Here is a 26,257-nt window from a genome sequence, read left to right as displayed (position 1 = left end):
AATCGTATACGATTTCGTACTTGATTCAGGAGTGAGATGTCTACGAGCAGCCCCGCCACACCGGAGACCCTGGCCAATGCCGGCAAGGTCATCGCCGTCCACATCAACTACCCCAGCCGGGCAGCAGAACGCGGACGCACCCCGGAACAACCCTCCTACTTCCTCAAGCCCGGCACCTCTTTGGCCCTGACCGGCGGCACGGTTGAGCGCCCGGCAGGCTGCGAACTGCTCGGCTTCGAAGGCGAAATCGCCCTGATCATCGGCAAGAGCGCACGCCGGGTCAGCCTCGAGGACGCCTGGAGCTACGTCGGGGGAGTGACCGCCAGCAATGACCTGGGCGTGTACGACCTCCGCTGGGCAGACAAGGGTTCCAACCTCCGCTCCAAGGGCGGCGACGGCTTCACCCCGGTCGGCCCCGCCATCCTGAACGCCGACGACGTCGATCCCGCCGCACTGCGCATCCGCACCTGGATCAACGGCGAACTCGCCCAGGAGGACACCACCGCAGATCTGCTCTTTCCGTTTAGCCAGCTGGTGGCCGACCTCTCCCAGCTGCTGACCCTGGAACCAGGCGATATTATCCTCACCGGCACCCCGGCCGGCGCGTCCGTGGCCGTCCCGGGCGACGTCATGGAAATTGAGGTGGATTCGCTGTCCACCGGTGTTACCACCGGCCGCCTGACCACCACGGTCACAGAAGGCACCACCCCGCTGGCAACCTTCGGCGCGCAGCCCAAGATCGATGACAAGCAGCGCGAAGAAGCGTGGGGCTCAGCGGAAAAGGCCGGCCTCGCGCCGCAGAAGGACGCAGCGCGGGAGGAGCCGGCGTCGGCCCTCACCCCCGAGCTGAAGGCGAAGCTGGAATCCGTCGCCACCGCCACCCTCAGCTCGCAGATGCGTGCCCGCGGCCTGAACAACGTCTCCATCGACGGTCTCACCGGCACCAAGACCGGCCGCAAGGTGGTCGGGACCGCACGCACCCTGCGCTTTGTCCCCAACCGAGAGGATCTCTTCAAGACGCACGGCGGCGGCTACAACGCGCAGAAGCGTGCCATCGACTCCGTGCGCGACGGTGAAATCCTGGTCATGGAAGCCCGCGGCGAGAAGGGCACCGGCACGCTGGGCGACATCCTTGCCCTGCGCGCCCAGTACAACGGCGCCGCAGCCATCATCACCGACGGTGGCGTCCGCGACTACTCCACCGTGGCCGGCTTTGACCTGCCCGTGTACTGCGCCAACCCGCACCCCGCCGTGCTCGGCCGCCGGCACATCCCCTGGGACACGGACATCACCATTGCCTGTGGCGGCGCCACTATCCAGCCCGGTGACATTATTGTGGCCGACGACGACGGCGTCCTGGTCATCCCGCCGGCCATCGCCGAGGAACTGGTTCAGGCCTGCATCAAACAGGAACACCAGGAGGAATTCATCGCCGAAATGGTGAAGGCCGGCAACAGCGTGGACGGCCTGTATCCGATGAACGCGGCGTGGAAGGAAAAGTACGAGGCCTGGGCCGCGGAACAGGCATGAACGGCACCGGCTCAAAATCGGAGCAGGCCTACGCGCAGCTGAAGGACCGGATTCTGTCCGGCGACTACAGTCCCGGCTACCGGCTGGTGCTCAGCAGCATCGCCAATGACATGGGCTTCAGCGTGGTTCCGGTACGCGAAGCCATCCGCCGGCTGGAAGCCGAAGGCCTCGTTACTTTCGAGCACAACGTCGGGGCCACCGTGGCCGGCATCGACCCGGACCTATACCTGCACACCATGCAGACCCTCAGCATCATCGAGGGCGCTGCCACCGCGCTGGCCGCCCCGAGCGTCGGCAAGGACGAGCTGGCGCAGGCCCGGGACCTGAACCGGCAGATGCGCGAGGTACTCACCGACTTTGACCCGGTCCGTTTCACTCGGCTGAACACCGAGTTCCATGCGCTGCTGTACGCACCCTGCCCCAATCCGCACATCCTGGACCTCGTGCACCGGGGGTGGAACCGGCTGGGCCGGATGCGCACCTCCACCTTCCAGTACGTTCCGCAGCGGTCGCACGCCTCCGTGGAGGAACACGAGCACCTGCTGGACCTGATCGAATCTGGCGCCCCGGCGTCCGACGTCGAAGCCGCCGCCCGCGCGCACCGCACCAACACGCTCAACGCCTTCCTGGCCCAAAACGGCCAGCCCCCGTCACCCATCTGACGCGGAACTTCCGAACTCAGAACTTCCAAACTCCAAAACTTAGAACTCAAAGAACTTAGAACTCAAAGAACTTAGAACGCAGAAAGAGGAAATCCCATGGCTGAACACTTTGTCCCCGAGAACCTTCCCACCCACATCCAGCACTTCATCAACGGCAAGTTTGTGGACTCTGTTCACGGCGCCACCTTCGACGTCCTGGACCCGGTCACCAACAAGAACTACGCCACCGCTGCCGCCGGCCAGAAGGAGGATATCGACGCCGCCGTCGCTGCCGCCCGCGAAGCCTTTGTCAACGGTCCCTGGCCCAAAATGAAGCCGCGCGAACGCGCCCGCATTCTGAACAAGATCGCCGACGCCGTCGAGGCCCAGGAAGCCCGCCTGGCAGAAATGGAAACCTTCGACACCGGCCTGCCCATCACCCAGGCCAAGGGCCAGGCCCTGCGCGCCGCGGAGAACTTCCGCTTCTTTGCGGACCTGATCGTGGCCCAGTTCGACGACGCCATGAAGGTCCCCGGCGCCCAAATCAACTACGTGAACCGCAAGCCCATCGGCGTTGCCGGGCTGATCACCCCGTGGAACACCCCGTTCATGCTGGAGTCCTGGAAGCTGGCCCCGGCGCTGGCCACCGGCAACACCGTGGTGCTAAAGCCGGCCGAGTTCACCCCGCTCTCCGCCTCCCTCTGGGCAGACATCTTCACCGAAGCCGGTGTCCCCGCCGGTGTCTTCAACCTGGTCAACGGCCTGGGCGAGGAAGCCGGCGACGCACTGGTGAAGCACCCGGACGTTCCGCTGATCTCCTTCACCGGCGAAACCACCACCGGGCAGACCATCTTCCGCAACGCCGCGGAGAACCTCAAGGGCCTGTCCATGGAGCTCGGCGGCAAGAGCCCCTGCGTCATCTTCGCCGATGCGGACCTGAACGCCGCCATTGACTCCGCCCTGTTCGGTGTCTTCTCCCTGAACGGGGAACGCTGCACCGCCGGCTCCCGCATTCTGGTGGAACGCCCGGTCTACGAGGAATTCTGCGAACGCTACGCCGCCCGCGCCAAGACCATCGTGGTCGGCGACCCGCATGACCCCAAGACCGAGGTGGGTGCGCTGGTGCACCCGGAGCACTACAAGAAGGTGGCCTCCTACGTGGAGATCGGCAAGACCGAAGGACGCCTGCTCGCCGGCGGCGGCCGCCCCGAAGGCTTGGAAGAAGGCAACTACATTGCCCCCACCGTCTTCGCCGACGTGGCCCCGGACGCGCGGATCTTCCAGGAGGAAATCTTTGGCCCCGTCGTCGCCATCACCCCTTTCGACACCGAAGCCGAAGCCCTGGAACTGGCCAACAACACCAAGTACGGCCTGGCCGCCTACATCTGGACGCAGGACCTCACCCGCGCGCACAACTTTGCACAGAACACCGAGGCCGGCATGGTGTGGCTGAACAGCCACAACGTCCGCGACCTGCGCACCCCCTTCGGTGGCGTGAAGTCCTCCGGTCTGGGCCACGAGGGCGGCTACCGCTCCATCGATTTCTACACCGACCAGCAGGCTGTGCACATCACGCTCGGCACGGTCCACACGCCCAAGTTCGGGTCCGACGACGCCGCCAAGATCGAGGGCTAAACAGAGCCGCCGGCTAAGCGCACCCGCACTTCCCCCCACTTTTCTTGCAAAGGAGCAACATCATGAACGCCGTAGTTTCCAACCCCGTTCCCACCCCGTCCATCGCGCCGCCGGACATCATCCGCTGCGCCTACATGGAACTCATCGTCACGGACCTGGCTAAGTCCCGCGAGTTCTACGTGGATGTCCTGGGCCTGCACGTCACCGAAGAAGATGAGAACGCCATCTACCTGCGCTCCCTCGAGGAGTTCATCCACCACAACCTGGTGCTGCGCAAGGGACCCGTTGCCGCCGTCGCGTCCTTCGCCTACCGCGTGCGCACCCCCGAAGACGTGGACGTTGCCGAGGCCTATTACAAGGAACTGGGCTGCCGCACCGAGCGCCGCGCCAACGGCTTCACCAAGGGCGTGGGCGACTCGGTCCGCGTGGAGGACCCGCTGGGCTTCCCGTACGAGTTCTTCTACACCGTGGACCATGTGGAGCGCCTGACCCAGCGCTACGACCTGTACTCCGCCGGCGAGCTGGTGCGCCTGGACCACTTCAACCAGGTCACCCCGGACGTTCCCCGCGGCCGCGCCTACCTGGAGGACCTGGGCTTCCGCGTTTCCGAGGACATCCAGGATTCCGACGGCGTCACTTACGCCGCGTGGATGCACCGCAAGGACACCGTCCACGACACGGCGCTGACCGGCGGCGACGGTCCGCGCATGCACCACGTTGCCTTCGCCACCCATGAGAAGCACAACATCATCCAGATCTGCGACAAGATGGGCGCCCTGCGCATCTCCGACCGCATTGAGCGCGGCCCCGGCCGCCACGGCGTCTCCAACGCGTTCTACCTCTACATCCTGGATCCGGACGATCACCGCATCGAGATCTACACGCAGGATTACTACACCGGCGACCCGGACAACCCCACCATCACCTGGGATGTGCACGATAACCAGCGCCGCGACTGGTGGGGCAACCCCGTGGTTCCGTCCTGGTACACCGAGGCCTCCCTGGTCCTGGACCTGGACGGGAACCCGCAGCCCCTGCTGGCCCGCACGGATTCCTCCGAAATGGAGGTCACCGTGGGCGCGGACGGCTTCTCCTACACCCGCGGCGACGCCACCGATTTCAAGGTCGGCTCCCAGCTCTAACCGCCGCAACAAAGGTACAACGACGGCGGCGGCGGGTGCCGCCGTCGTCCGCCTACCTGCCGTCCCCCTCAGTTTCAGCGAAAAGAAAGTAGTGCCGTGCTGGATAAAAAAACCATCGAAGCGGTGGCCGATGAACTGCTCGACGCCAAGCGAACCCGGACCCCGGTGCCGTTGCTGACCGCCCGCTATCCCGAGATGACCATCGAGGATTCCTACGCGGTGCAGAACCTGTGGCGGGACCGGCTGCTGGACTCCGGCCGCACCCTGGCCGGGCACAAAATCGGCCTGACCTCCAAGGCGATGCAGGCAGCCACCGGCATCTCCGAACCGGACTACGGCGTGATCCTCGATGACATGGTGCTGGAAAACGGCTGCACCCTGGCCTGGGACCAGTACACGCACCCCCGGGTGGAAGTGGAACTGGCCTTTGTGCTCGGCAAGCCGATCTCCGGCCCCAACGCCACCCTGTTCGACGTCCTGGACGCCACCGACTACGTGGTGCCCGCACTGGAAATCCTGGATTCCCGGATCGAAATGTCCGGCCGGACCATCGTGGACACCATCTCCGATAACGCGGCAATGGGCGCCATGGTGCTGGGCGGAAATCCGGTGCGGCCCCGCGACGTGGACCTGCGCTGGGTCTCGGCGATGCTCTACCGCAACCAGGGCATCGAGGAAACCGGAGTAGCCGCCGGAGTGCTCAACCACCCGGCCGCCGGCGTGTACTGGCTCGCGAACAAGCTCGCCGCGCACGGCACCACTTTGGAAGCCGGGGAAATCATCCTCGCCGGATCGTTCACCCGGCCCATGTGGGTCTACAAGGGTGACACCGTCTACGCAGACTACGGACCGTTGGGAACCATCACATGCCGCTTCGAGTAACTCCCGAGGAATCCTTTGCCGCCCGGCTGTCCGCCGGCGGACGCCAGACCGGCATGTGGGTCTGCTCCGGCAGCCCGTTGATTGCCGAAATCTGCGCCGGCTCCGGCCTGGACTGGCTGCTGATCGACGCCGAACACAGCCCCAACGGGCTGGAATCCCTGCTCGCCCAGCTGCAGGCCATCCACGGCTATCCGATTGCCCCGGTCATCCGCCCGCCCTCGGGCGATCCCGTACTGCTCAAGCAGTATCTGGACCTGGGCGCGCAGAACCTGCTGATCCCCATGGTGGATACCGCCGAACAGGCCGCCGAACTGGTGCGCGCCGTCCGCTATCCGCCGCAGGGCATCCGCGGGGTGGGCAGCGCCCTGGCCCGGGCATCGCGCTGGAACCGGATCGACGGGTACCTGCAGAACGCTGCGGAGGTGCTCACGCTGCTGGTACAGATCGAGACCGCCGCCGCCGTGGAGAAGGTGGCGGAGATAGCCGCCGTGGACGGAGTGGACGGACTCTTTATTGGACCTTCCGACCTCGCCGCGTCCATGGGTCACCTGGGCCAGCAGGACCATCCCGAGGTGGTTGCCGCCGTCGAGCACTGCATCCGCGTGATCAAGGCCGCCGGGAAACCGGTGGGCGTGAACGCCTTCGCCGAGGCCACCGCCCGGCGCTACATCGCCGCCGGCGTGGACTTTCTCCTGGTGGGCGCCGACGTCGCGCTCCTGGCCCGGGGCAGCGAAGCCCTGGCGGCTCAATACATTTCATCCGCGGACGACGACGCCCGCGCGAGTTACTAAGTTACTAAGAGGACCAGCATGGCTATTTCTTCCGGCACCGCCGCCGGCACCCGCTCCGCAAAGTCCACCCCCACTGACACCCGGAAGGTGGCTATTGCCACCCTGATCGGCACCACCGTTGAGTGGTACGACTTCTTCATCTACGCCACCGCCGCCGGACTGGTGTTCTCCACCCTGTTCTTTGAACCGGCCGGCAAGGAACTGGCCACTTTGGTCTCCTTTGCCTCCGTGGGACTGAGCTTCCTGTTCCGCCCGCTCGGCGCGTTCCTGGCCGGACACTACGGAGACAAGATTGGCCGCAAGGCCATGCTGGTGCTGACCCTGCTGCTCATGGGCGGGGCCACCACCCTGATCGGTGTCCTGCCCACCCATGCCACGGCGGGCATTTGGGCGCCGATCATGCTCCTGCTGCTGCGCATCATCCAGGGCATCTCGGCCGGCGGCGAATGGGGCGGCGCGGTGCTGATGTCCGTGGAGCACGCTCCGCGGAATAAGCGCGGCCTGTTTGGCTCCTTCCCGCAGCTGGGGGTTCCGCTGGGCATGCTGCTGGCCTCCGGCGTGACCGCGTTGATGACCGGCGTCATCTCTCCGGGCGACGAGTTTGTTCAGTGGGGCTGGCGGCTGCCGTTCCTGCTGAGCATCGTGCTGATCGGTGTGGGCTTCCTGGTCCGCATGTCCGTCAGCGAGAGCCCGGTCTTCGAGGAGATCGCGGAGAAAAAGCAGCAGACCCAGATGCCCATTGTGGAGCTGATGAAGCGGCACTGGAAGCTGGTTCTCCTGGCCGCCCTGGTGTTCGCCGGCAACAGCGCCGCCGGGTACATGACCACCGGCGGCTTCATCCTGAACTACTCCACCAACCCGGACGGCCCGGTGGCGCTGGACCGCACCGACGTGCTCCTGGCCGTGTCCGGCTCCGCGGCCCTGTGGTTCATCTTCACCCTGGTCAGCGGTTTCATGGCGGACCGGATCGGCCGGAAGAAGACCTATCTGATCGGTTTCGCCTGCCTGGCCCTGACGGTCTTCCCGCTGTTTTGGCTCATCAACAGCGGCAACATCTGGATCCTGTTCCTGGGCATGGCCCTGTTCACGGTGGGCCTGGGCCTGACCTACGGCCCGCAGGCCGCCTGGTACAGCGAAATCTTCCCGGCCTCCATCCGCTTCTCCGGCGTTTCGGTTTCCTACGCGCTGGGCGCGATCATCGGCGGGGCGTTCGCTCCCACCATCGCCTCCGCCCTGGTGAAGGCCACGGGAACGACGGCGGCCGTCTCCGCCTATCTGCTGGTCATGATTGTGATCGCTGCGGCAGCCACTATGGTGCTGCGCGACCGGCCCGGCATTGACCTGAGCATCCACAACCAGGCGGAGCAGGAAGTCGGCGCCACCATCTTCGACAAGCGGCGGGGCGCTTCCACCGATGACGCAGTGGCGGGCAGCGCCGTGCGGTCAGGCGCGGGGGCCCGGGCCTGACACTTCGTCTCCGGTTTCCAGCAGCAGCTCCGTGGACGTGTACTTCACCCTCGCCTGGCCGGGTGAACCCGGCTCAGCCGCAGAGACCGGTGCCGCGGGGCGTTGACGCGCCGCGCCCGGTGCCGGACAGTGGACCCATGCCAGCAGGAACCGCACCGCTGTGGGACGCACTGACCGAGACCGTCCAAGCGGGCCGATGCCCGGGACTGGTGGCGGGCGTTCGGCTCAATGGCAAAACCGAGGTCTTCGCCACCGGTTCGCTGGACACAGCCGCCTCGGCACCCATGACTGCTGACACGCCGTTCCGCATTTCCTCACTGAGTAAACTTCTGGGCGGGGCGCTGGCCCTTTCCCTGCTGGCTGACGGCATGCTGGAACTAGAGGACGACGTCGCCCGCTGGCTTCCGGCGCTGGCGGCCCCGCGTGTCCTGGCCACCCCCGATGCGCCGCTCTCGGTGACCGTACCGGCGCGGAGCCCCATAACCGTCCGCCACCTGCTCACCTTTACCTCCGGGCTTGGCATCGACTTCGCGGATACCCCGTACGCTGCGGCCAGTCGGGAACTTTTGTGGGGGCCCAATCCGCCGGCGCTGACCTCCGAAGAGTATGTGGCGCAGGTGGCCCGGCTGCCGCTGGCGCACCAGCCGGGGGAGCGGTGGATGTACCACTCGTCGGCGGACGTGCTCTCCGTCCTCCTCCCGGCCGTTGCGCTCACCCCGCTGAATCAGCTCGTCCACGAGCGCATCGCCGTGCCGTTCGGGCTGACCCGCACCGGGTTTCCCACCGGCAGGGAGCAGTTCCCCGCCGTATATGAGGCTGCCGACGGAGGGCTGCGCGAAGCGGTGTCCTACCGGGACGCCTTCGCCGCACCGCCGGTTTTCGAGTCGCTGGCCGGCGGCCTGGTGTCCACGGTTCCGGACTATCTGGCCTTCCTGACAGCACTGGCCGATGACACGGTGCTCCCGGCCGGCCTCCGCGCGCAGATGACCTCCGACCAGCTGACCGGCCCGCAACGAGCCGGAATGATCGAGATGGCCGGTCCCGATGAGTCCTGGGGCTTCATGACCGCAGTGCAGGTGGGCGTGGGGCCGTCGTGGTCCGAAGCGGGCATGTGGGGCTGGTCCGGCGGGTCGGGAGTCTGCGCAGCCGTGTATCCCAACGGCGACATTGGCGTGGTCTTCACCCAGCGCTTCATGAGCGGACCGCGGGATAACTTTGACTTTTTCTGGGAACCCTTCGGAGCCCTCCGGGACAGCACCCGCGCGTGAAAACCCGGCTCCGGGGTTTGCCACATTACCGGGCGGTTTTGGTGCCGACCCCTGTTGCCGGTGCGGGACCTTTGCTAGAAATACCGTGGTGGCGGCAGCCGGCCGGGAGTAGCGTAAAACCCAGGATCGTCTCGTGAAAGTGAAACCATGGCTACAGGGAAGAACACTGACGGAGATTTGTGGGCCCTGGCCCGCGCCGAGCGGGCCAGGCTTGCGGAGGACCTCGCCAACCTCACCGACGAACAGTGGCAGCACAGCACCTTGTGTGGTGACTGGACGGTTGAACAGGTCCTGGCACACCTCACGGCAGCGGCCAGCCTGAATCAGCGGCAGTGGCTGCGCAGCATGATTGGCGCCCGGTTCCGTGCCGACGTCCACAACCAGCGCCGGCTCGACGAGTATCTGGGTGACACCCCGGCGCAAACACTGCAGCAGTTCCGGGCGGTCATCGACAGCACCACCGCACCCTCAGCGCACACGGCGGCCTATCTGGGGGAAGTGCTGGTACACGCCCAGGACATCCGCCAGCCCCTGGGGCTGCCCCGCACTCCCAGTTCCGAAGCGCTGGTTCCGGTGGCGGAATTCTATGCCTCCCACAACTTCACCGTTCCCAGCCAAACATACGCTGACGGGCTTCAGCTCCGCGCCACTGACAGCTCCTTCACCACCGGCTACGGGCTGCTGGTCACCGGACCGCTTCTGGCTCTGGTCATGAGCATCGCCGGCCGTGCCGCGTATCTGGATCAGCTCGCCGGACCCGGTGCGTCAACGCTGCGGTCCCGCGTTCAGCGAATCCCGTTCAACCCTTCCGAGCGGACGCCCGGCGCCGGATCCGTGGCCCAGTAGGCCAGGGCCAGGACCGGAAGGATGACACCCAGGCTGGTGAACAGCTCCAGGGCGGCCGGGCCATGGCCGCTCACCTCACCGGTGAGGGTCATGGTGATGGTGATGGAGGAGAGCATGAACACCAGCACCAGCACCGCCGCCAAAGCGGCGCCTGCTGCCCGCAGCCCCGCCCGACGTCGTCGTACTGAGATCCACAGCGCCGGCAGGATCAGCGCAATCCACACCCAGTGATGGAACCAGGAGATCGGGGAGATCGCCAGCATGACCACGGCGTTGGCGCTGATCGCAGCCACAATGTCCCCACGCTGATCAGCGCGCCGGATGGCCAGGAACCCCAGCACGACGACGGCGGCGCACGCCAGCAGCCAGAGCGGGCGCTGCAGGAACTCGGGCGTGCCCAGATGCGCGATCAGCGAGTTCAATGACACGTTGTACATATCGGTGGTGTCGCCCACGCGGCTGGAATCGGAGAGCGCATCAAACCAGAAGGTGCGGGACTGCCCGGGGGAGGCCAGCCAACCGGCCGCCACGGTGGCCGCGAAGGTGAGTCCCATGGTGATAATTGCCCGCCAATCCCGGCGCACCAGGAAGATCAGCCCGAAGGCCAGCGGGGTGAGCTTAATGCCGGCGGCCAGCCCGATCAGCACACCGCGGGGCACCCGCCCGGCGGGGCGAAGCAGGTCAGCGACGATCAGCAGCATGAGCATCGGGTTGATCTGGCCGAACCCCAGCCCTTCACGCCAGGGGCCCAGCACACCAATCAGGACGGTGGCCAGGACTGTCACGCCGGCGGGACCACCCAGCGCAGCCCGGACCCGCGCAGGGACGGCCTCATTGAGCTGCAGATAGCGGGACACCAGGACAGCAGTCGCCACTAGGCAGGCGCAGGAGGTTGCAGTAAGCAGTACCAGTCCGGCGGTTTCGGGAAGGAAGGCAAAGGGAGCCAGGAGCAGTGCGGCAAACGGCGGATACGTGAACGGGAGCCCGCGGGTATCAGTTTCCACCAGGCTCGGGTCATAGAGCTGGTGCTCGCTCTTTCCCAGGAACGCCAGTGCACCCTCGCGGTAGACGCTGAAATCGAGGCCGTGGATCTGGGCGCCGAACACCACCAGCACAAGCGCCGCCGGCAGGCCAAGGATCAGCCAGAGGATCGTGGTGCGGGTGCGGGTGCGGGTGCGGGTGCCGTGAGCCGGCGTCGATAAAGCCATGCCTGCAAGTTTAGGGGACAGGGCGTAGCCCACTATTTACAGCCCGCAGCCGGCTACTCCGCAGGCGCCTGGGCAATCCGTACGGTGTTGCCCGACGGATCGCGGAAAGCGCAGTCGCACGGGCCCCAGGCCTGGTCCGTGGGCTCCTGAAGGACCTCGGCACCCGTGGCGCGAACCGCCGCAAAGGTGGCATCGACGTCGTCGGAGCGGAACACCAGCATGGGCAGCGTGCCCTTGGCCATGAGGTCGGCCAGCAGCGCCCCCTCAGAGTCAGACCGGCCGGCATGGGGGACCGAGAGGACGATGCCCAGCCCGGGCTGGGCGTCGGTTCCGAGGGTGACCCAGCGGAAGCCGCCGGAGGAAACGTCGTTGGTGATCTGAAGGCCAAGACCGTCCGTGTAAAACCCGAGCGACTGGTCGACGTCGCTGACAGTGACATTGGCGTATTGAAGGGAAATAGTCATACCCGAACCCTAGGCCGGTGCCCGGGCCGCTGCTACCCCTGCTGCCGCGCCAGGGCCGCACCGATGATGCGTGCACCCTCCGGAAAGGCGCCGGGATTCGGTCCGGAGTAGTTCAGGCGCAGGTGCGGTGCCGTGGGTTCGGCGGGGAACCATTCATCCCCGGCGGCCACCACCACGCCGTCGCGCTCGCAGTCCAGTACCAGCCGGTCCAGATCGGTGGCGTCCGGCAGCCGGACCCACAGGTTCAGTCCACCCCTGGGCAGCGCCGCCAGATGCGCGTCGGGCACGTGCTCGCGCAGTGCGGCGGCGAGCAGATCCCGGCGCACGGCCAGCTGCCGGCGCAGTCCGCGCAGGTGGGTGGCCCACGCTGGTTGTGTGACGACGTCGAGCGCCACCGCCTGCAGCATGCCGCTGACATACATGGACTGCGCCTGGGTGTCCGCGAGGATCCGTTCGCGCGCCGGGCCGCGGGCCACAATGCCGGCGACCCGGACCGCAGGCGAGACACTCTTGGTCAGTGACCGCAGGTACACCACGTGCCCGCTGTCGTCGCGGGCGGCCAGTGGGCCGGCATCGGCGGTGATGCCAAAATCATGGGCCCAGTCGTCCTCGATCAGGAACGCGCCGAACCGGCGGACGACGTCGAGCACTGTGCCCGCAGCGGCGGCGGACCACTGGATGCCGGTGGGGTTGGCGAAGGTGGGCTGGGCGTAGAAGGCACGGGCGCCGGTCTGCTCAAAGGCACGGACCAGATCGGCGGGATCGGGACCGTTGACACTGCTGGGAATGGGCACAACCTCCACGCCGGCCTGCGCTGCCGCGAGGATGGCACCCCAATATGTGGGCGATTCCATCAGCAGCGGCCGACCGGCGCCCACCAGTGCGCGGAACACGGAACTCAGCCCGCTCTGGCTGCCGGGAAGAACGACGACGTCGCTGGGCGCCGGGGGAGCGACCCCGGCCGGTGCGGCCGCTTCCAGTTCGGCGGCGAACCAGGCCTGCAGCTCCGGCAGACCGGCCGCCGGAGAGCGGTGAACCGCGGCGCTGCTGCGGGCGGCGCGGGTGAATGCAGTGCGGACCAGGCGTTCGGGCAGCAGCTCGCGGTCCGGATAGCCCGAGTGCAGGGCAATGACGTCATTGGCCGCGGTCCGCAGGGCGGCGGAGAGCTGCGGAACGCGGGCCGGCGGAGCGCCGAGGGCGGCGGTCTGCCAGCCGTAATCGTTAGGCCGTGCCAGCCGGACGGCGCGGACAAAGGTTCCCACCCCCGGGCGGCTTTCGATCATCCCCTGCGCAGCCAGAGTGCGCAGCGCCTGCTGCACTGTCACCGGGCTGGCGCCGTACTGTGCCACCAGCGAGCGCGTGGAGGGAAGCATCGCGCCGGGGGCCGCGCTCGTCATCCAGATGCGGAGGTCTGTAACGATCCGAGCACTACTGCTATCGTGAGACATGTCACAGCATAGTAGCGCTACTCTTCCGAAACCACCACTGCTATCCACCCGGGCCGGCCTGGGCTGGGGCCTGCTGGGCGTCCTCGCCTTCTCCTTCACCCTGCCGCTGACCCGCATTGCCGTAGGCGACGGCGGGGACGGCGGAATGTCCCCGCTGTTCATCGGCTCCGCGCGGGCGGTCATCGCCGCAGCCCTTGCCGCACTGTCACTGGTCCTCACGAAACAGCGCCTACCGCGCGGCAGGCAGTGGATGCGTCTGGTGGTTGTTGCCGGCGGCGTGGTGGTTGGCTTTCCGCTGCTGACGTCCTTTGCACTCACCAGCACTCCGGCCAGCCACGGCGCCGTCGTGGTCGGTCTGCTGCCGGCTGCCACCGCGGTGGCAGCCGTACTGCGCGGGCGTGAGCGTCCGCCGGTGTCCTTTTGGCTCACGGCAGCTGCGGGGGCTGCGGCCGTCATGGTATTTGCCGCGGCGAGCGGGGGAGGGCTGGGTGGACTCCAGCTCGCGGACCTGCTGCTCTTCGGGGCCGTGCTGGCGGCAGCCGCCGGGTATGCCGAAGGCGGGCTGCTGGCCCGGGAGCTGGGTGCCTGGCAGACGGTGTCCTGGGCGCTGGTTCTCGCTTCACCGCTGATGATCGCGCTGACCGCCGCCGCGGCACTCCGGCAGCCGCCGTCGGGCACGGCCGGCGAATGGGCAGCACTGGGCTACCTTGGCGTGGTGAGCATGTTCCTGGGGTTCTTCGCCTGGTACCGAGGACTCGCTATCGGCCCCATGGCGCGGGTGAGCCAGGTGCAGCTGGTCCAACCGGTGCTCACCATCTGCGCGGCGGCGCTGCTCCTGAACGAACAGCTTGGGTGGACCACGGTCCTGGGCGGTGCCGCGGTCATTGTCTGTGCAGGAGCGTCGGTTCGGGTGCGGCGGCGGCCCGCCGGCTGATGCCGGGAGCTGGCTCCGGGACTTCACCTATGTCAGGATCACGTCAATCGCTGCGTGCCGTGCCCGCCCTCGTGACCCGCCCTCGTCAACCAAGGGAACGCACGCCGCTGAACTGAAGGGCCTGGTCATTCATGGGGCGGTTGTTGCGTTTGCGCGTTTTATCCGTCGGCTTGTGCTGCCTAGCCGCCCTGCTGCTGGCCGGGTGCGGCTCATCCCGGCCGGCTGATGCAGGATCCCGGCCTGCGGCATCCGGCACAGCGGATCCGCACTTGTCTGACTTCGCATCGCTGGAGGACGCGTATCAGGCCGTGGATGACGCCGCGCACTGTGACGAGTTTCCGCCGGAAGCCCCCACCGTGTACCTGCCTAACGGTGCATCCACGGGGGAAATGCGGATGTGTACCGGCAGCGTTGCCCTCTTCTGGTCCGGGTCCGACCAGGAACGGGCCGATGTGCGCCTGCTGTTGGCCTCAGCCGGCTCGCCGGAGGAGGACAAGTGGGTTTACTTTCTTGACGGAGGAAACTGGTTCCTGGCTGACATTTCCGAGTGCTGCGGATTTCCCGTTGGGAGGTGCTGATGCTCTCCCAGTACAGCAGGACCGGCAGGAACAGGAACAGCACCGCCTCGGGCGGCAGCTCCACCTGTGCCAGGGCAGGAAACAGGCCAAGCAGGATCCCGCACGCCAGGAGGAGCACCGGGACCGGCAACCCCCACCTGCGCGCGGCCAGTGCGCAGAGCAGTACGGCTGCGCCCAGGATGACCACCAGCTCAGAGCCAAGCACGTCAGGCCAGACCGGGACTCGAGGCGAAAACGGTGCAGTTCTCCATTCCTCCACGGTAGGGGCGTCTCTTCGCACGCGGGAGGGCTGAACATGAAGCGACCGACCCTGGTGGTGTTGAGTATCTGGTGGTGTTGAATAGACGAGATGAACGCTAAGGACCAGGGCAGTACTGACACGGTGCCGGCGCGCACGGGGGCTGGCCGCGGAAGTGAGGGCCGCGGAAATGGGCGGAGGAAGCCGGATCTGGACGCCCCCTACCTGCGGTTGGAATCCACCATCATGGAAGCGAACATCCGGGCCATGGCGGTGTCTGCCCAGACCCGGGGACTGGGCCTCTGGCCACACGCCAAGACGCACAAATCGGCCGATATTGGCCGCCGACAGCTGGCGGCCGGTGCAGCCGGGCTAACCGTGGCAACTGTGGGAGAGGCGGAAGTCTTCGCCGCCGCCGGGGCCCCGGGGATCTTCATTGCCTATCCGCTGTGGATGACGCCGGCACGGGCGAAGCGTCTTCTGGCTGTGGCCCGGCGGGCAAAGCTGCGGATCGGGCTGGACTCCCCGGGCGCTGCCGAACAGCTGGCCCGTTTTGACCTCCCCGCAGAGGTGATGATCGAAGTGGATTCCGGCCACCACCGCAGCGGCTGCCCGCCCGAGGCCGCCGGAGATCTGGCCGCGCATGCCCAAAGCCTGGGCCTGCGGGTTGCCGGCGTCTTCACCTTTCCCGGCCATAGCTACGCTCCCGGAGGTAGAGACAGTGCGGCCGACGACGAAGCCCGGGCGGTCACCGAAGCGGTGGCCGGACTGAATAGTGCCGGAATCACGGCACCGGTGGTCAGCGGAGGATCCAGCCCGTCTGTCGCCTATGCCCGGAAGGCGCTGACCGATATCCGGCCCGGCGTCTATGTGTTCAACGACGCGCAGCAGCTGGAACTGGGCGCCTGCACCGTCGAGGACATTGCGCTCACTGTGGTGGGCACCGTGGTGTCAAAGCCTGCCGGCCGGATGGTCCTGGATGCCGGAACCAAGACCGTGGGTGCCGATCGCCCGGCCTGGGCCACCGGACACGGGCGGCTGCTGGAGTATCCCGAGGCGCGGATCACGGCAGCCTCGGAGCATCACGCCACGGTGGAAATGCCCGGTCCGCTGCCGCCCCTCGGCAGCCGGATCCTGGTGGTGCCCAACCACGCCTGCAACGCCGTCAATCTGCACGATCATTATGTGCTTGCCGGCGGATCCGGCGGGTCCGGTGCTGCAAGCGGCTCGGCAGCGCCGCAGACGTGGGCCGTGGATGCGCGCGGGATGAACTAATCACGGGACCGGCACGCCGCCGTCGGTTCCGGACGGGCCTGCTGCCCTGACTTTTAGAACGGGTACCGGGTGCGACGGCGGTCGGATCCGCTAACGTCGGAGGGAGCCGATAGGCTCAGGCAAAGTTCGGGAACAGCTCGGCACAAGGGCGTGCCGGGGGCGAAAGCAGGACAGTGAAACGGGGAGTCATGGAAACGCACGCGGAACACCTGGACGTGCTGATCATCGGTGCGGGCCTCAGCGGGATCGGCGCTGCGTGCCGGTTGCTTCAGGACCATCCCGGCCGGTCCATTGCCCTGCTGGAGACCCGCGGCCGCGCCGGCGGCACCTGGGATCTTTTCCGCTATCCGGGGGTCCGCTCGGACTCCGACCTCTACACCTTCGGCTATGACTTCCGGCCGTGGCGGGAGGAGAAAGCCATTGCAGACGGCCCGAGCATCCTGAACTACCTGAAAGATACGGCCGCGGAGTACGGCGTGGATGCCTTGATCCGCTACCACCACCGCGTCATTGCGGCGGACTGGTCCACCCCGGACTCGCACTGGAGGGTGAGTGTGGAGCGCACCCGCTCCCCGGAACCCGGTCCGGACGGCGCCCCCGCCGAACCGGTGGGAACAGGGGAGATCCTGCACCTCACGGCAGGCTGGCTCTTTAACGCGGCAGGGTATTACCGCTATGACAAGGGCTACACGCCTGAGCTGCCCTGGCAGGAATTCTTCACCGGGCCGATTGTGCATCCGCAGCACTGGCCTGAAGACCTGGACGTTATGGGGAAACGAATAGCGGTGATCGGCAGCGGAGCCACCGCGGTCACCCTCGTCCCGGCGCTCGCAGACCGCGGCGCTCAGGTGACAATGATCCAGCGCACCCCCACCTATATCCTGCCCATCCCAGCAAGGGATCCGCTGGCCGGGCGGCTGCGCGGCGTCATCGGTCCCGAACGGACCGGACGCATCATGGCCGAAGTCAGCGCCCGCCGGCAGCGGGCCATCTGGTCCTTCTGCCAGCGCTGGCCAAATCTGGCCCGCAGGCTCATCCGCAGCATCCAGTCCCGGGCGGTGCCGGCGGGTTTTGACCTGGACACGCATCTGAATCCGCCGTACCGGCCCTGGGACCAGCGGCTCTGCGCGGTACCGGACGGCGATTTCTTTACTGCGCTGCGCCGCGGGACGGCCACCATGGTCACCGGGCGGGCCGCCGGGTTTACCGAACGCGGCATCCGACTGGCGTCCGGCGAGGAGGTGGCGGCCGACGTCGTGGTGACCGCCACCGGGTTCACCGTCCAGGTCCTGGGCGGCATGGAACTGCGGCTCGACGGCGTGCCGGTGAGCCTGCCCGAACATGTGGCTTACCGCGGCGTGATGCTCAGCGGCATCCCGAACCTGGCCTTCGCCATCGGCTACACCAACGCGTCCTGGACACTTAAGATCGGGCTGCTGACACAGTGGTTCTCCCGGCTGCTGAGCCATATGGACCAGCTCGGGCTGAGCGCGGCCGTGCCTGTTGCCCCGGTGGGCATGGCCACCCGGCCACTGCTGGATTTCGGCGCCGGGTACGTCCAGCGCAGTCTGGCCGAGTTGCCGCGGCAGGGAACCCAGGCGCCCTGGCTCATGACCATGAACTTCCTGGCGGACCGCAGTGGCCTGCAAAAGGGTGCTCTGCTGGATGAGCATCTGCGGTTCACCAACCCCAAGGATGTTGACGGATCGGGAGAGGACCGGTTTGTCACCCTGGAGACGGGGCTTCGCCTCTGCTACCGCAGCGACGGGCCCGACGACGGCGAGCCGGTGGTCCTGATCGCCGGGCTGGGCATGGACCTGACCTGCTGGCCCGCGGCCTTTGTCGACGGGCTGGCCGCCGCCGGCTACCGGGTTATTCGTCTGGACAACCGGGACGCCGGCCGTTCCGGCCGCATGAGCACCCCCACACCGAGTTTGCTGCATCAGGCCCTGGCCCGGCCGGTGCCCGGCGCCTACCGCGTCGAAGACATGGCCGACGACGTCGTCGGGCTCCTGGACCACCTGAACCTGGCTCGCGCACACGTGGCGGGGATGTCCCTGGGCGGCATGATTGCCCAGGCCGTTGCCGCTCACCATCCGGACCGGGTTTTGACCCTGACCTCCATGATCTCCACGACCGGAGCCCGGAACGCCGGTGCCGCCGCCCTGTCCACCAAGCGCAGATTTGCCGCCCGGCCGCCGCGGACCCGTGAGGAGTTCATCCGTTCACGGGTGGGGATGATGCGGCACCTTTCGGGTAAGACCCATCCCGCGGATCCCGGGTTTGAGGCCGAACAGGCCGGCCTGGCCTGGGACCGCGGTGCCTATCCGGACGGCGGCAGGGCACGTTCACGGCAGCTTGGCGCCATCAACGCGTCCGCCGACCGTACCGGCGAGCTGGCCGGCATCAGGGTTCCCACACTGGTCATCCACGGAGACCGGGATCCGATTGTGCATCCCAGCGGGGGAACGGCAACCGCGGCCGCCATCCCCGGTTCGCGCCATGTGACGGTTCCGGGCATGGGCCACTACTTCCACCCCGCCGTGGTGCCGGAACTGCTGCGGCTCATGACCGGGCAGCTGGCATCAGGCAGGAAGGCTGATTCTTCCGAGCCGGTCTACTGACCCATTCCGGGGGAAACCGGAACAAAGTTGATCTTGTTGTTGTCCAGGACCCGCTTCTTGGCGATCCGGGTGAATCCCTTGGCATCCAAATGGTTCTTGGCGCGGAAATCTGCCAGGGCGTCGTCGTACGCCTTGTTCATCTGCGCGCCGGTGATGACTTCGGTGGTTCCGTTGGTGAAGCTGATGCTGACGGAGGCCGACTGGGGAAGGTGCCGGTCCATGCGAACAAAGCCGTCGGTGTCCTGCTGAAGAGAGATCAAGTGTTTCCGCCTTTAGAGATGATGAGGTTCCAGTCTTCCCTATTCTTGAGCCGCTGCCGTACCAACCGCCCGCTGGCCCACCACGATGGTTGCCTCCGGATCTTCCCGGCTGAGGGTTTCCGGATGCAGTCCCCGGATTGCCATGAGCAAACCCACAGTTTCTGCCTGGTACCTGCTGCACTCCACCAGCACCGAACCGCCCGGCCGCAGCCAGCGCGGTGCTTCGACGATGATCCGGCGGAGCACGTCCAGGCCGTCGGCACCGCCGTCGAGCGTCAGTGCTGGTTCATAATCCCGTGCTTCCGGCGGCATGGTTCCCAGCTGGGCGGTGGGAACATAGGGGGCGTTGGCGACGACGACGTCGATCCGGCCGCGAAGGGTGTCCGGCAGTGCCAGGAACAGATCACCTTCAAGAACCGTTGCCCGGCCGGTCAGGTTGAGGCGTGCACATTCAACGGCGGCAGGCTGGAGCTCAACGGCGTAGGCCTCCAGAGGAAGTTCTCTGTGTGCGGCGAGGGCTGCACTGACTGCTCCGGAGCCGGCGCACAGCTCGACGACCACCGGGCTGGTCAGCTGGGAGATCAGCACAAGGGCATGCTCTGCCAGGAGCTCGGTACGCCGCCGCGGGATGAAGACTCCGGGGGAGACAGATATCCGCAGGCCGTAGAACTCGGCCCAGCCAAGAATCTGTTCCAGCGGAAGTCCTGTGGTGCGCTGGAAAACCATGTGCTCCAGGATGTCCGGGCTACCGGCTTCAGCAAGCAGGAGGCGGGCCTCCTCTTCGGCGAATACGCAGCCCGCAGCACGAAGCCTAACCGTCAACGATTCTTCGGTGATGTTCCCATGCACCCGTTCACTGTTGCTGATCGACCCGGGGAAGGGCAATGCCTAAGCCCATGACCAGCCGAGACTATGGACCAGCCTCCATTCTGGACCAGCCGTCATTCTGGATTAGCCGTCATTCTGGATTAGCCGCCATTCTGGACTAGCCGCGGTCTGCACTGCCATGCAGCGAGAACATAAAGGGCGGGTACGGTCCGCGCATGTCCATGGCGCCGAGGAGCGTGTTTTTGTCGATCCGGCGGAACGCATCATTAATGGGTTGGGCGTCGTAGATCATGGTGGCGGTCACTACGCCGCGGTATTCCATCATGCGGACCCGCGCTTTTGGCTGTGTGGTGCTCACCAGCCGCAGTAAGGGGCGGATGATGCGGCCTGTGACTGGTTTCCGCAGCAGGGGGCCAAGCCTCAGCGCAGTCTGCAGCGGAACAAACCACGGATTCACCTCGAAGAGCTGATCCTCCCTGCCATTGAAGACCAGCGGGTGTGCGCCGTCGGGGCCGTCGAACGTCTTTCCGTGCCAGCCCAGGGTGCTCAAGAGTCCGTCCAACGGGTGACCGGTCGGCACTTCGGAGCCGTGCCACGACCCTGGGAGTTCTTCGACGCGTACCGGTGGAAGGGCATCAAAAAAAGCCAGGGCCTGCGCCGCAGTGGTGCCGGTGCTGAGAACGCGCAGCCGGGCTGCCGCCGGGGCTTCCTCTTGTGCCATCTGGTGCTCCATTTACAACGCTAAGAACATTTACTACGCTACGAACCGGCTTGCGTGTACTCTCCGTTTAGTTCTTTCGCTAAGCCTTCGAGGTCCCATTGAGTCTGGTCTTCCGTCGCCACATCGGTTAGGTCTACAACCATCCAGTTAGTGCCGCGGACCAGGCGTACTTCTCCTTGGTCGGAATTCCGCCAGATTTCATAGCTTTTTTGCTGGGCGTTCTCATCCGGATAAAGATCAACCTGCACATGGTCCGCGCAGAGTCTTTGCTCTGAGGTGAGTTGTCCTCCGTCCATCGGAACAATGGGGTCACCGATTGGATCGGCTTCACAACCGAGCACCTTATCCACCGCCGTATAGGCCTCTTCAAGGGACCCAAACGAGGCTAAGCCGCCGTCCTCCGGTGCATTCTGGCTGCCGCAGCCCGTGATCACCCCCGCCGCAAGAAAAGCCGCAGTAACCGAGCCTCCCAGTATCCGGCGCTGTTTCATACTTCCCCGCCCCGATGGCGTCATGACAAGCCCCTTGTCTCCATGGAGAGGTCACCAGCGGTCACTGGTCTTCCTATGCAACCCTGCGATCTGACTTCACTATGCAGGGAACAGTACGCGATTATTCAGGGAAGAGTACGCGTGGGAGTCGGCCGGTCTCGCTCAGCCTACTTTCCGTGATGGCCTGGTCAACGGCACCTCTCTTATGAGGGAAGCGGCCGGACTCAGGGTGGGCACAGAAGATTTGTCGCCCTGACAGGCGCAGAAGCGTAGAAAACAGGTAATTCCCTGGAAAAGTCCAGTAACCCAAAACCTTAGTCTGGCGGGCACAAAAACTTAGAATAGAACACATGTACTACTCCTTGCGGGCAATTGATGACGGAGTTCCCGTGGTTGAAACCACTGGTGTTCCGCAGGGGCCTGCGCTGCGAGGCCGGATGGCGGATAGCGCTCGCCGATACAGGTCGCCGGAAACCCGCAGCGGGTCGGACGCTTTGGAGACTGCGGGGGCTTTGAAGGCTTTGGATGCTTTGGAGGCTGCGGAGCGGGTGCGGTTGATTGATGAGATTCGGTTGTTGGAGGAGCTGAAGTGTGCGGTGGCGGCGGCGCAGGCGTGTGCTGCTGCGGCGTTTGATGCTTCTACGTCTCGGGCGCAGGCCCGGGCGGGGGTTGCCGGGCAGCAGCTGGGGCGCGGGGTGGGGGCGCAGATTGGGTTGGCGCGTCGGGAGTCACCGCATCGGGGTAAGAGGTTGTTGGGGTTGGCGAAGGTGCTGACCACGGAGATGCCGTGCACGTTGCGGGCTTTGAGTGCCGGGGTGATTAGTGAGTGGCGGGCAACGTTGCTGGTTCGGGAGACTGCGTGTCTGTCGCTGGCGGACCGGGTGCGGGTGGATGAGGTGGTGGCGGGGAATCTCACCGAGTTGGAGGCGTTGGGGGACCGGGCGTTGGTGGCCCGGATCAGGGCTTTCTCGTATGGGTTGGATCCGCAGGCGGTGGTGAATCGTGCGGCGAGGGCGGTGTCGGAGCGGTATGTGTCGTGTCGGCCGGCGCCGGACACGATGACGTATCTGACGGGGTTGTTGCCGGTGGTTCAGGGTGTGGGGGTGTTCGCGGCGTTGTCGCGGGAGGCTGATCGGTTGCGGGCTGCGGGGGATGTGCGGAGTCGAGGTCAGGTGATGGCCGATACGTTGGTGGAGCGGGTGACGGGGCAGGCGCGGGCTGAGGATGTGAGGGTGCAGGTGCAGTTGGTGATGACGGATCGGGCTTTGCTGGCCGGGGTGTTGCCGGACCTGGCGGGTGATGGCCCGACTACTGGAGCTGGTGCTGACAGCGCTGATGGTGCAGGTGGTGCAGACAGTGTTGATGCTGCCGGCGGCGGCGCGAAGGCTGCGGGTGGCGGCGCAGGGGGTTTTGTTCCTGAGGGTTCGGAGCCTGCGGTGCTGTTGGGGTACGGGATGGTTCCGGCTCAGTGGGCCCGGGATTTGGTCCGCGGCAGTATCGGTGCGGGAAATGATCCGGCTGTTGAGACTCGTGCCACCGATGGTGTTACTGAACCCGGTGGTTCTGATGGCACCAATGGCGGCGCTGAACCTTCTGGCGGCACTGCACCCTCTGGCGGCGGCGGGACCAGCACATCAGGGTCTGGGTGGGGGAATGCCTGGGGTTCGCCGCCGGTGCGGCCGGATCCGCGCACGCAGGTGTGGTTGCGGCGGTTGTATGTGGTTCCGGGGTCGGGGCAGTTGGCGGCGATGGACTCTCGGGCGCGGTTGGTGCCGCGGGGTTTGGCCCGGTTTATTGCGGCTCGGGACCGGGTGTGCCGGATGCCCTGGTGTGGGGCTCCGATCCGGCATTATGACCATGTTGTTCCGTTTCGGGAGGGTGGTCGGACGTCGGCGGAGAATATTCAGGGGTTGTGCGAGGCCTGTAATCAGGCCAAGGAAGCACGGGGCTGGAGTACCAGGCCATCCCAGGCGCCGGAAGGCAGGCATACGGTAGCGACCACCACACCCACAGGACATGTCTACCGATCAACCGCCCCGTCTCCGCTGGCTCTGGAATGAAGGCGCACAAACCAGGGACCAGGCCGCCAACCATCGCCTGCACCGGGGCCGGAAGACAGACACCAATACGGGAGTCAGCACTCGGGCCGGGACACGGGACAATAGGGACGTGAGCACATCGCATGCACCCGGCAACCCGGACGTCCTCCCGCAGATGCCCTTCGACCTTCAGCACATTGGAGCAGGACTGGTCTTTGCCGAGGCGCTGCCGGATCTATTTACGGCATTGGACCCAAGGAACGGAACGCACGGAACGAATGCGGCGGTTGTCCAGGCGCCGCCGGGAACCGGTAAAACCACGCTCGTGCCGCCGATGCTCGCCAATCTGTTGGCCGCACAGCAGGAAGCCCGACAACCGCCCGCAGCCCCGGAAGCCAAAATCCAAGGTTTACCAGTCCAGGAACCCGCCACCGGAAAACTGCCCAGAATCGTCGTGACGCAGCCGCGCCGGGTGGCGGCTCGCTCGGCAGCCCGACGCCTCGCAGCGCTCGACGGCAGCGGGGTCGGTGCCCGGATCGGCTACACCGTACGCGGTGAAAGCCACGCCGGTCCGGAGACCGTCATCGAATTCGTCACCCCCGGCATCCTGCTGCGCCGGCTGCTGTCCGATCCGGGGCTGGAAGGGATGGCCGCCGTCGTTCTTGACGAAGTGCACGAACGCGGCCTGGAAACAGATCTGCTGTTGGGTATGCTCACCGAGGTGCGGCAGCTGCGCGATGATCTGAGCCTGGTGGCAATGTCCGCCACGCTGGACGCACCGCGGTTTGCCGCGCTGATCGGGAACGACGGCGAGGATCCGGTTCCCGTAGTCGGGTGCCCCTCAGCCCTCTACCCACTGGAAACCCGCTGGCAGCCCGCGCCCTCCCTGCGCCTGGACGAGCGCGGCGTAACCCGCAGCTTCCTCGACCATGTTGCCGACACCGCCGCAGCAGCTCACGCAGAACTGCTGGCCGAAAATCCGCAGGCCGACGCCCTGGTCTTTGTCCCCGGCGCCTGGGAAGTCTCCAGCGTTGCATCCCGTATTCGCGGCCGCGCCGGGGCCGGAACCGAGGTGCTGGAGTTGCACGGGCAGATCGATCCGCGGGAACAGGACCGCGCTGTTTCCGGTCGCGCCCCCGGGGACAAGCCCCGCATCATCGTCTCCACGAGCCTGGCCGAATCCTCCTTGACCGTCCCGGGGGTCCGGCTGGTCATTGACTCCGGATTGGCGCGGGAACCGCGCCGGGATGCGGCACGCGGAATGTCCGGCCTGGTGACCGTCTCCTGCTCCCGGGCCTCCGCCGAACAGCGGGCCGGACGTGCCGCCAGGCAGGGGCCCGGACGCGTGGTCCGCTGCTACGACGAGCGGACGTTTGGAGCAGCTCCTGCGCACCAGACGCCGGAGATCTCGGTGGCGGACCTGACCGCCGCAGCATTGGTCCTGGCCTGCTGGGGCTCCCCGGGAGGTGAGGGGCTGGCGCTGCCCGATGCACCTCCGCAAGCAGCCATGGAAGATGCCCAGGCCGTGCTGCGGGATCTCGGTGCCGTGGATACCTCCGGGGCCGTGACCTCCACGGGCAAGACCTTGGCCCGGATCCCCGCCGATCCCCGCCTGGCCCGGGCGCTGCTGGACGGATCACGTGTTGTTGGAGCCCGTACCGCGGCAGAAGCCGTAGCACTGGTGGCGGGCGATCACCGCGCTCCCGGTGCCGACCTCATCCGGCTCCTGGCTGCCCTGAGGTCGGGACGGGATCCCGGGGAGCGGCGCTGGATCGAGGACGTGCGGCGCATGCAGGGCATCGCCCGCCGTGAAGGACCGGCAGGCCGTGAAGGACCGGCAGGCCGTGAAGGACCGGCCCGCCGTAAAGATCCAGCTGACGTTACTGGCGCTGATGCCGTCGGATTCGTGGTCGGACTGGCCTTTCCGGACCGCATTGCCCGCCGCGTATCCGGAGAGGGACCCGAACGTTATCTGCTCTCCTCCGGAACCCGTGCCGGGTTGCCATCGGGAAGCCCTCTGACCGGACATGAATGGCTAGCGGTCGCCGAAGTGACCCGCGCTCAGGGCCGTGACACCGCCGGCACCGGAGCCGTGATCCGCTCGGCGGCGCCGCTGAGCCAAGACACGGCGGAAGCGGCAGCACATCATCTGCTCATCGACACGGTTGAGGCGCGTTTTGTGTCCGGCCGTGTCACCGCCAGACGTGAGCGCCGTCTGGGCGCCATTGTGCTTTCCACCACACCGGTCCGGCCGTCGGCGGCGGATGGTCGGGCGGCGGTGGCCCGGGCCCTGATGCAGGAAGGACTCGGCATCATTGGCTTCTCTCCGGCCGCGGAGGCCCTGCGCCGCCGCATGGCCTTGATCCGCCGGGAGCTGGGGGAGCCGTGGCCGGATGTTTCCGAGCCGGCACTGCTGGCCCGGCTGGACGACTGGCTGGCACCTGAGCTTTCGTCCCTTGCAGCGGGTGCCTCGGTGAACAGCGTGGACCTCACCGAGCCGCTGCGCCGCCTGCTGCCCTGGCCGGAGGCCTCACGCCTGGCGGAACTCGCACCGGAACGCCTCACCGTTCCCAGCGGCTCCAACGTCCGGATCGCGTATCCGGAACCCGGCGACGACGGCGGCAGGCCGGTGGTGGCGGTCAAACTGCAGGAGTGTTTCGGCTGGGCGGAAACCCCGCGGGTAATCCAGGGCAGGGTCCCCGTGCTGTTCCATCTACTCTCGCCGGCCCGCCAGCCACTGGCTGTGACGGATGACCTGGCGTCCTTCTGGGCCGGACCCTACCTGCAGGTGAGGGCCCAGATGCGGGGCCGATACCCCAAACACCCCTGGCCTGAAGATCCCTGGTCGGCCAAGGCAACAGCCAAGACAAAGGCCCGGATGTAGCGGCTGCGGGCACGCGATATCCGCTGGGATACGGATCACGTGGGTGGCTGCGCTGGGATAGCA

23 protein-coding genes and 1 pseudogene are annotated in these 26,257 nt (G+C 66.6%); 15 read left to right on the top strand and 9 right to left on the bottom strand.

Translation table 11 applies throughout. The features are described 5' to 3' along the window. Window positions 1-36: 36 nt before the first annotated feature. From ABIB35_RS04680 to ABIB35_RS04640, 9 genes are all read left to right on the top strand, one after another. The gene (locus ABIB35_RS04680) at window positions 37-1,530 is read left to right on the top strand and encodes a fumarylacetoacetate hydrolase family protein (protein WP_354179315.1); all 1,494 of its coding nucleotides are present in this window, start codon (window positions 37-39) and stop codon (window positions 1,528-1,530) included. Continuing rightward, window positions 1,527-2,192, top strand: coding sequence for a GntR family transcriptional regulator (locus ABIB35_RS04675; RefSeq protein WP_354179314.1), 666 nt, complete (start codon window positions 1,527-1,529; stop codon window positions 2,190-2,192). The genes ABIB35_RS04680 and ABIB35_RS04675 overlap by 4 nt, the downstream gene beginning before the upstream one ends. 96 nt (window positions 2,193-2,288) lie before the next feature. Then, the gene (gene hpaE, locus ABIB35_RS04670; RefSeq protein ID WP_354179313.1) at window positions 2,289-3,806 is read left to right on the top strand and encodes a 5-carboxymethyl-2-hydroxymuconate semialdehyde dehydrogenase; all 1,518 of its coding nucleotides are present in this window, start codon (window positions 2,289-2,291) and stop codon (window positions 3,804-3,806) included. Window positions 3,807-3,868: 62 nt separating this feature from the next. Further along, on the top strand, window positions 3,869-4,948 hold the full coding sequence (gene hpaD, locus ABIB35_RS04665; protein WP_354179311.1) for a 3,4-dihydroxyphenylacetate 2,3-dioxygenase: 1,080 nt from the start codon (window positions 3,869-3,871) through the stop codon (window positions 4,946-4,948). Between the two features lie 96 nt (window positions 4,949-5,044). Beyond that, a complete protein-coding gene (gene hpaH, locus ABIB35_RS04660; RefSeq protein WP_354179310.1) occupies window positions 5,045-5,830 on the top strand; it encodes a 2-oxo-hept-4-ene-1,7-dioate hydratase in 786 nt (261 codons plus the stop codon). Beyond that, window positions 5,815-6,621 carry an HpcH/HpaI aldolase family protein gene (locus ABIB35_RS04655; protein ID WP_354179309.1) on the top strand — a complete coding sequence of 269 codons (807 nt, stop codon included), beginning with the start codon at window positions 5,815-5,817 and terminating at the stop codon, window positions 6,619-6,621. The genes hpaH and ABIB35_RS04655 overlap by 16 nt, the downstream gene beginning before the upstream one ends. 18 nt (window positions 6,622-6,639) lie before the next feature. Beyond that, a complete protein-coding gene (locus ABIB35_RS04650; protein WP_354179308.1) occupies window positions 6,640-8,088 on the top strand; it encodes an MFS transporter in 1,449 nt (482 codons plus the stop codon). A 137-nt stretch (window positions 8,089-8,225) separates the two neighbouring features. Beyond that, window positions 8,226-9,356: a serine hydrolase domain-containing protein gene (locus tag ABIB35_RS04645; RefSeq protein WP_354179307.1), complete on the top strand. Its 1,131-nt coding sequence runs from the start codon at window positions 8,226-8,228 to the stop codon at window positions 9,354-9,356. A gap of 147 nt (window positions 9,357-9,503) precedes the next feature. Continuing rightward, window positions 9,504-10,202 carry a maleylpyruvate isomerase family mycothiol-dependent enzyme gene (locus tag ABIB35_RS04640; protein WP_354179306.1) on the top strand — a complete coding sequence of 233 codons (699 nt, stop codon included), beginning with the start codon at window positions 9,504-9,506 and terminating at the stop codon, window positions 10,200-10,202. Here the strand turns inward: ABIB35_RS04640 and ABIB35_RS04635 are convergent. From ABIB35_RS04635 to ABIB35_RS04625, 3 genes are read right to left on the bottom strand one after another with little or no spacing between them, the layout of a single operon-like run. Next, on the bottom strand, window positions 10,142-11,410 hold the full coding sequence (locus ABIB35_RS04635) for a glycosyltransferase 87 family protein (protein WP_354179305.1): 1,269 nt from the start codon (window positions 11,408-11,410) through the stop codon (window positions 10,142-10,144). The genes ABIB35_RS04640 and ABIB35_RS04635 overlap by 61 nt on opposite strands. A 53-nt stretch (window positions 11,411-11,463) precedes the next feature. Then, window positions 11,464-11,874 (bottom strand): VOC family protein, encoded by a 411-nt coding sequence (locus ABIB35_RS04630; RefSeq protein ID WP_354179304.1) that lies wholly within the window; start codon window positions 11,872-11,874, stop codon window positions 11,464-11,466. 32 nt (window positions 11,875-11,906) lie between these two features. After that, window positions 11,907-13,322, bottom strand: a complete 1,416-nt coding sequence (locus ABIB35_RS04625; RefSeq protein WP_354179303.1) for an aminotransferase-like domain-containing protein — start codon at window positions 13,320-13,322, stop codon at window positions 11,907-11,909. On the opposite strand from ABIB35_RS04625, the gene ABIB35_RS04620 reads away from it, so the two are divergent. Further along, window positions 13,321-14,256: a DMT family transporter gene (locus ABIB35_RS04620; protein ID WP_354179302.1), complete on the top strand. Its 936-nt coding sequence runs from the start codon at window positions 13,321-13,323 to the stop codon at window positions 14,254-14,256. The two genes, ABIB35_RS04625 and ABIB35_RS04620, sit on opposite strands and share 2 nt — an antisense overlap. Before the next feature lie 269 nt (window positions 14,257-14,525). Next, window positions 14,526-14,834: a hypothetical protein gene (locus tag ABIB35_RS04615; protein ID WP_354179571.1), complete on the top strand. Its 309-nt coding sequence runs from the start codon at window positions 14,526-14,528 to the stop codon at window positions 14,832-14,834. 22 nt (window positions 14,835-14,856) lie between these two features. Here the strand turns inward: ABIB35_RS04615 and ABIB35_RS18725 are convergent. Further along, a pseudogene (locus tag ABIB35_RS18725) lies at window positions 14,857-14,952 on the bottom strand (hypothetical protein); the annotation flags it as partial. A 231-nt stretch (window positions 14,953-15,183) separates the two neighbouring features. Here ABIB35_RS18725 and ABIB35_RS04605 point away from each other — a divergent pair. Continuing rightward, window positions 15,184-16,347, top strand: a complete 1,164-nt coding sequence (locus tag ABIB35_RS04605) for an alanine racemase (RefSeq protein WP_354179301.1) — start codon at window positions 15,184-15,186, stop codon at window positions 16,345-16,347. Window positions 16,348-16,535: 188 nt separating this feature from the next. Next, on the top strand, window positions 16,536-18,971 hold the full coding sequence (locus ABIB35_RS04600) for an alpha/beta fold hydrolase (protein WP_354179300.1): 2,436 nt from the start codon (window positions 16,536-16,538) through the stop codon (window positions 18,969-18,971). Here the strand turns inward: ABIB35_RS04600 and ABIB35_RS04595 are convergent. The 5 genes from ABIB35_RS04595 to ABIB35_RS18720 form a co-directional block, all read right to left on the bottom strand. Next, the gene (locus ABIB35_RS04595) at window positions 18,965-19,231 is read right to left on the bottom strand and encodes a hypothetical protein (protein WP_354179299.1); all 267 of its coding nucleotides are present in this window, start codon (window positions 19,229-19,231) and stop codon (window positions 18,965-18,967) included. The genes ABIB35_RS04600 and ABIB35_RS04595 overlap by 7 nt on opposite strands. 39 nt (window positions 19,232-19,270) lie before the next feature. After that, on the bottom strand, window positions 19,271-20,080 hold the full coding sequence (locus tag ABIB35_RS04590; protein WP_354179298.1) for a putative protein N(5)-glutamine methyltransferase: 810 nt from the start codon (window positions 20,078-20,080) through the stop codon (window positions 19,271-19,273). A gap of 136 nt (window positions 20,081-20,216) precedes the next feature. Then, the gene (locus ABIB35_RS04585; protein ID WP_354179297.1) at window positions 20,217-20,780 is read right to left on the bottom strand and encodes a DUF4334 domain-containing protein; all 564 of its coding nucleotides are present in this window, start codon (window positions 20,778-20,780) and stop codon (window positions 20,217-20,219) included. Window positions 20,781-20,818: 38 nt separating this feature from the next. After that, window positions 20,819-21,271: a hypothetical protein gene (locus tag ABIB35_RS04580; RefSeq protein ID WP_354179296.1), complete on the bottom strand. Its 453-nt coding sequence runs from the start codon at window positions 21,269-21,271 to the stop codon at window positions 20,819-20,821. 355 nt (window positions 21,272-21,626) lie between these two features. Next, entirely contained in the window at window positions 21,627-22,328 is a 702-nt protein-coding gene (locus ABIB35_RS18720) for a hypothetical protein (RefSeq protein WP_502915734.1), read from the bottom strand. 1 nt (window position 22,329) lies between these two features. Between ABIB35_RS18720 and ABIB35_RS18715 the strand changes: the two genes are divergently transcribed. Both ABIB35_RS18715 and hrpB read left to right on the top strand, forming a co-directional pair. After that, window positions 22,330-23,331, top strand: a complete 1,002-nt coding sequence (locus ABIB35_RS18715; RefSeq protein ID WP_502915732.1) for an HNH endonuclease — start codon at window positions 22,330-22,332, stop codon at window positions 23,329-23,331. 154 nt (window positions 23,332-23,485) lie between these two features. Further along, the gene (hrpB, locus tag ABIB35_RS04570) at window positions 23,486-26,194 is read left to right on the top strand and encodes an ATP-dependent helicase HrpB (RefSeq protein WP_354179555.1); all 2,709 of its coding nucleotides are present in this window, start codon (window positions 23,486-23,488) and stop codon (window positions 26,192-26,194) included. The last annotated feature ends 63 nt before the right edge of the window (window positions 26,195-26,257 follow it).

The organism is Arthrobacter sp. UYP6 (assembly GCF_040547315.1).
Lineage (GTDB): Bacteria > Actinomycetota > Actinomycetes > Actinomycetales > Micrococcaceae > Arthrobacter_B.
This window is presented reverse-complemented; position numbering and strand designations above follow the sequence as displayed.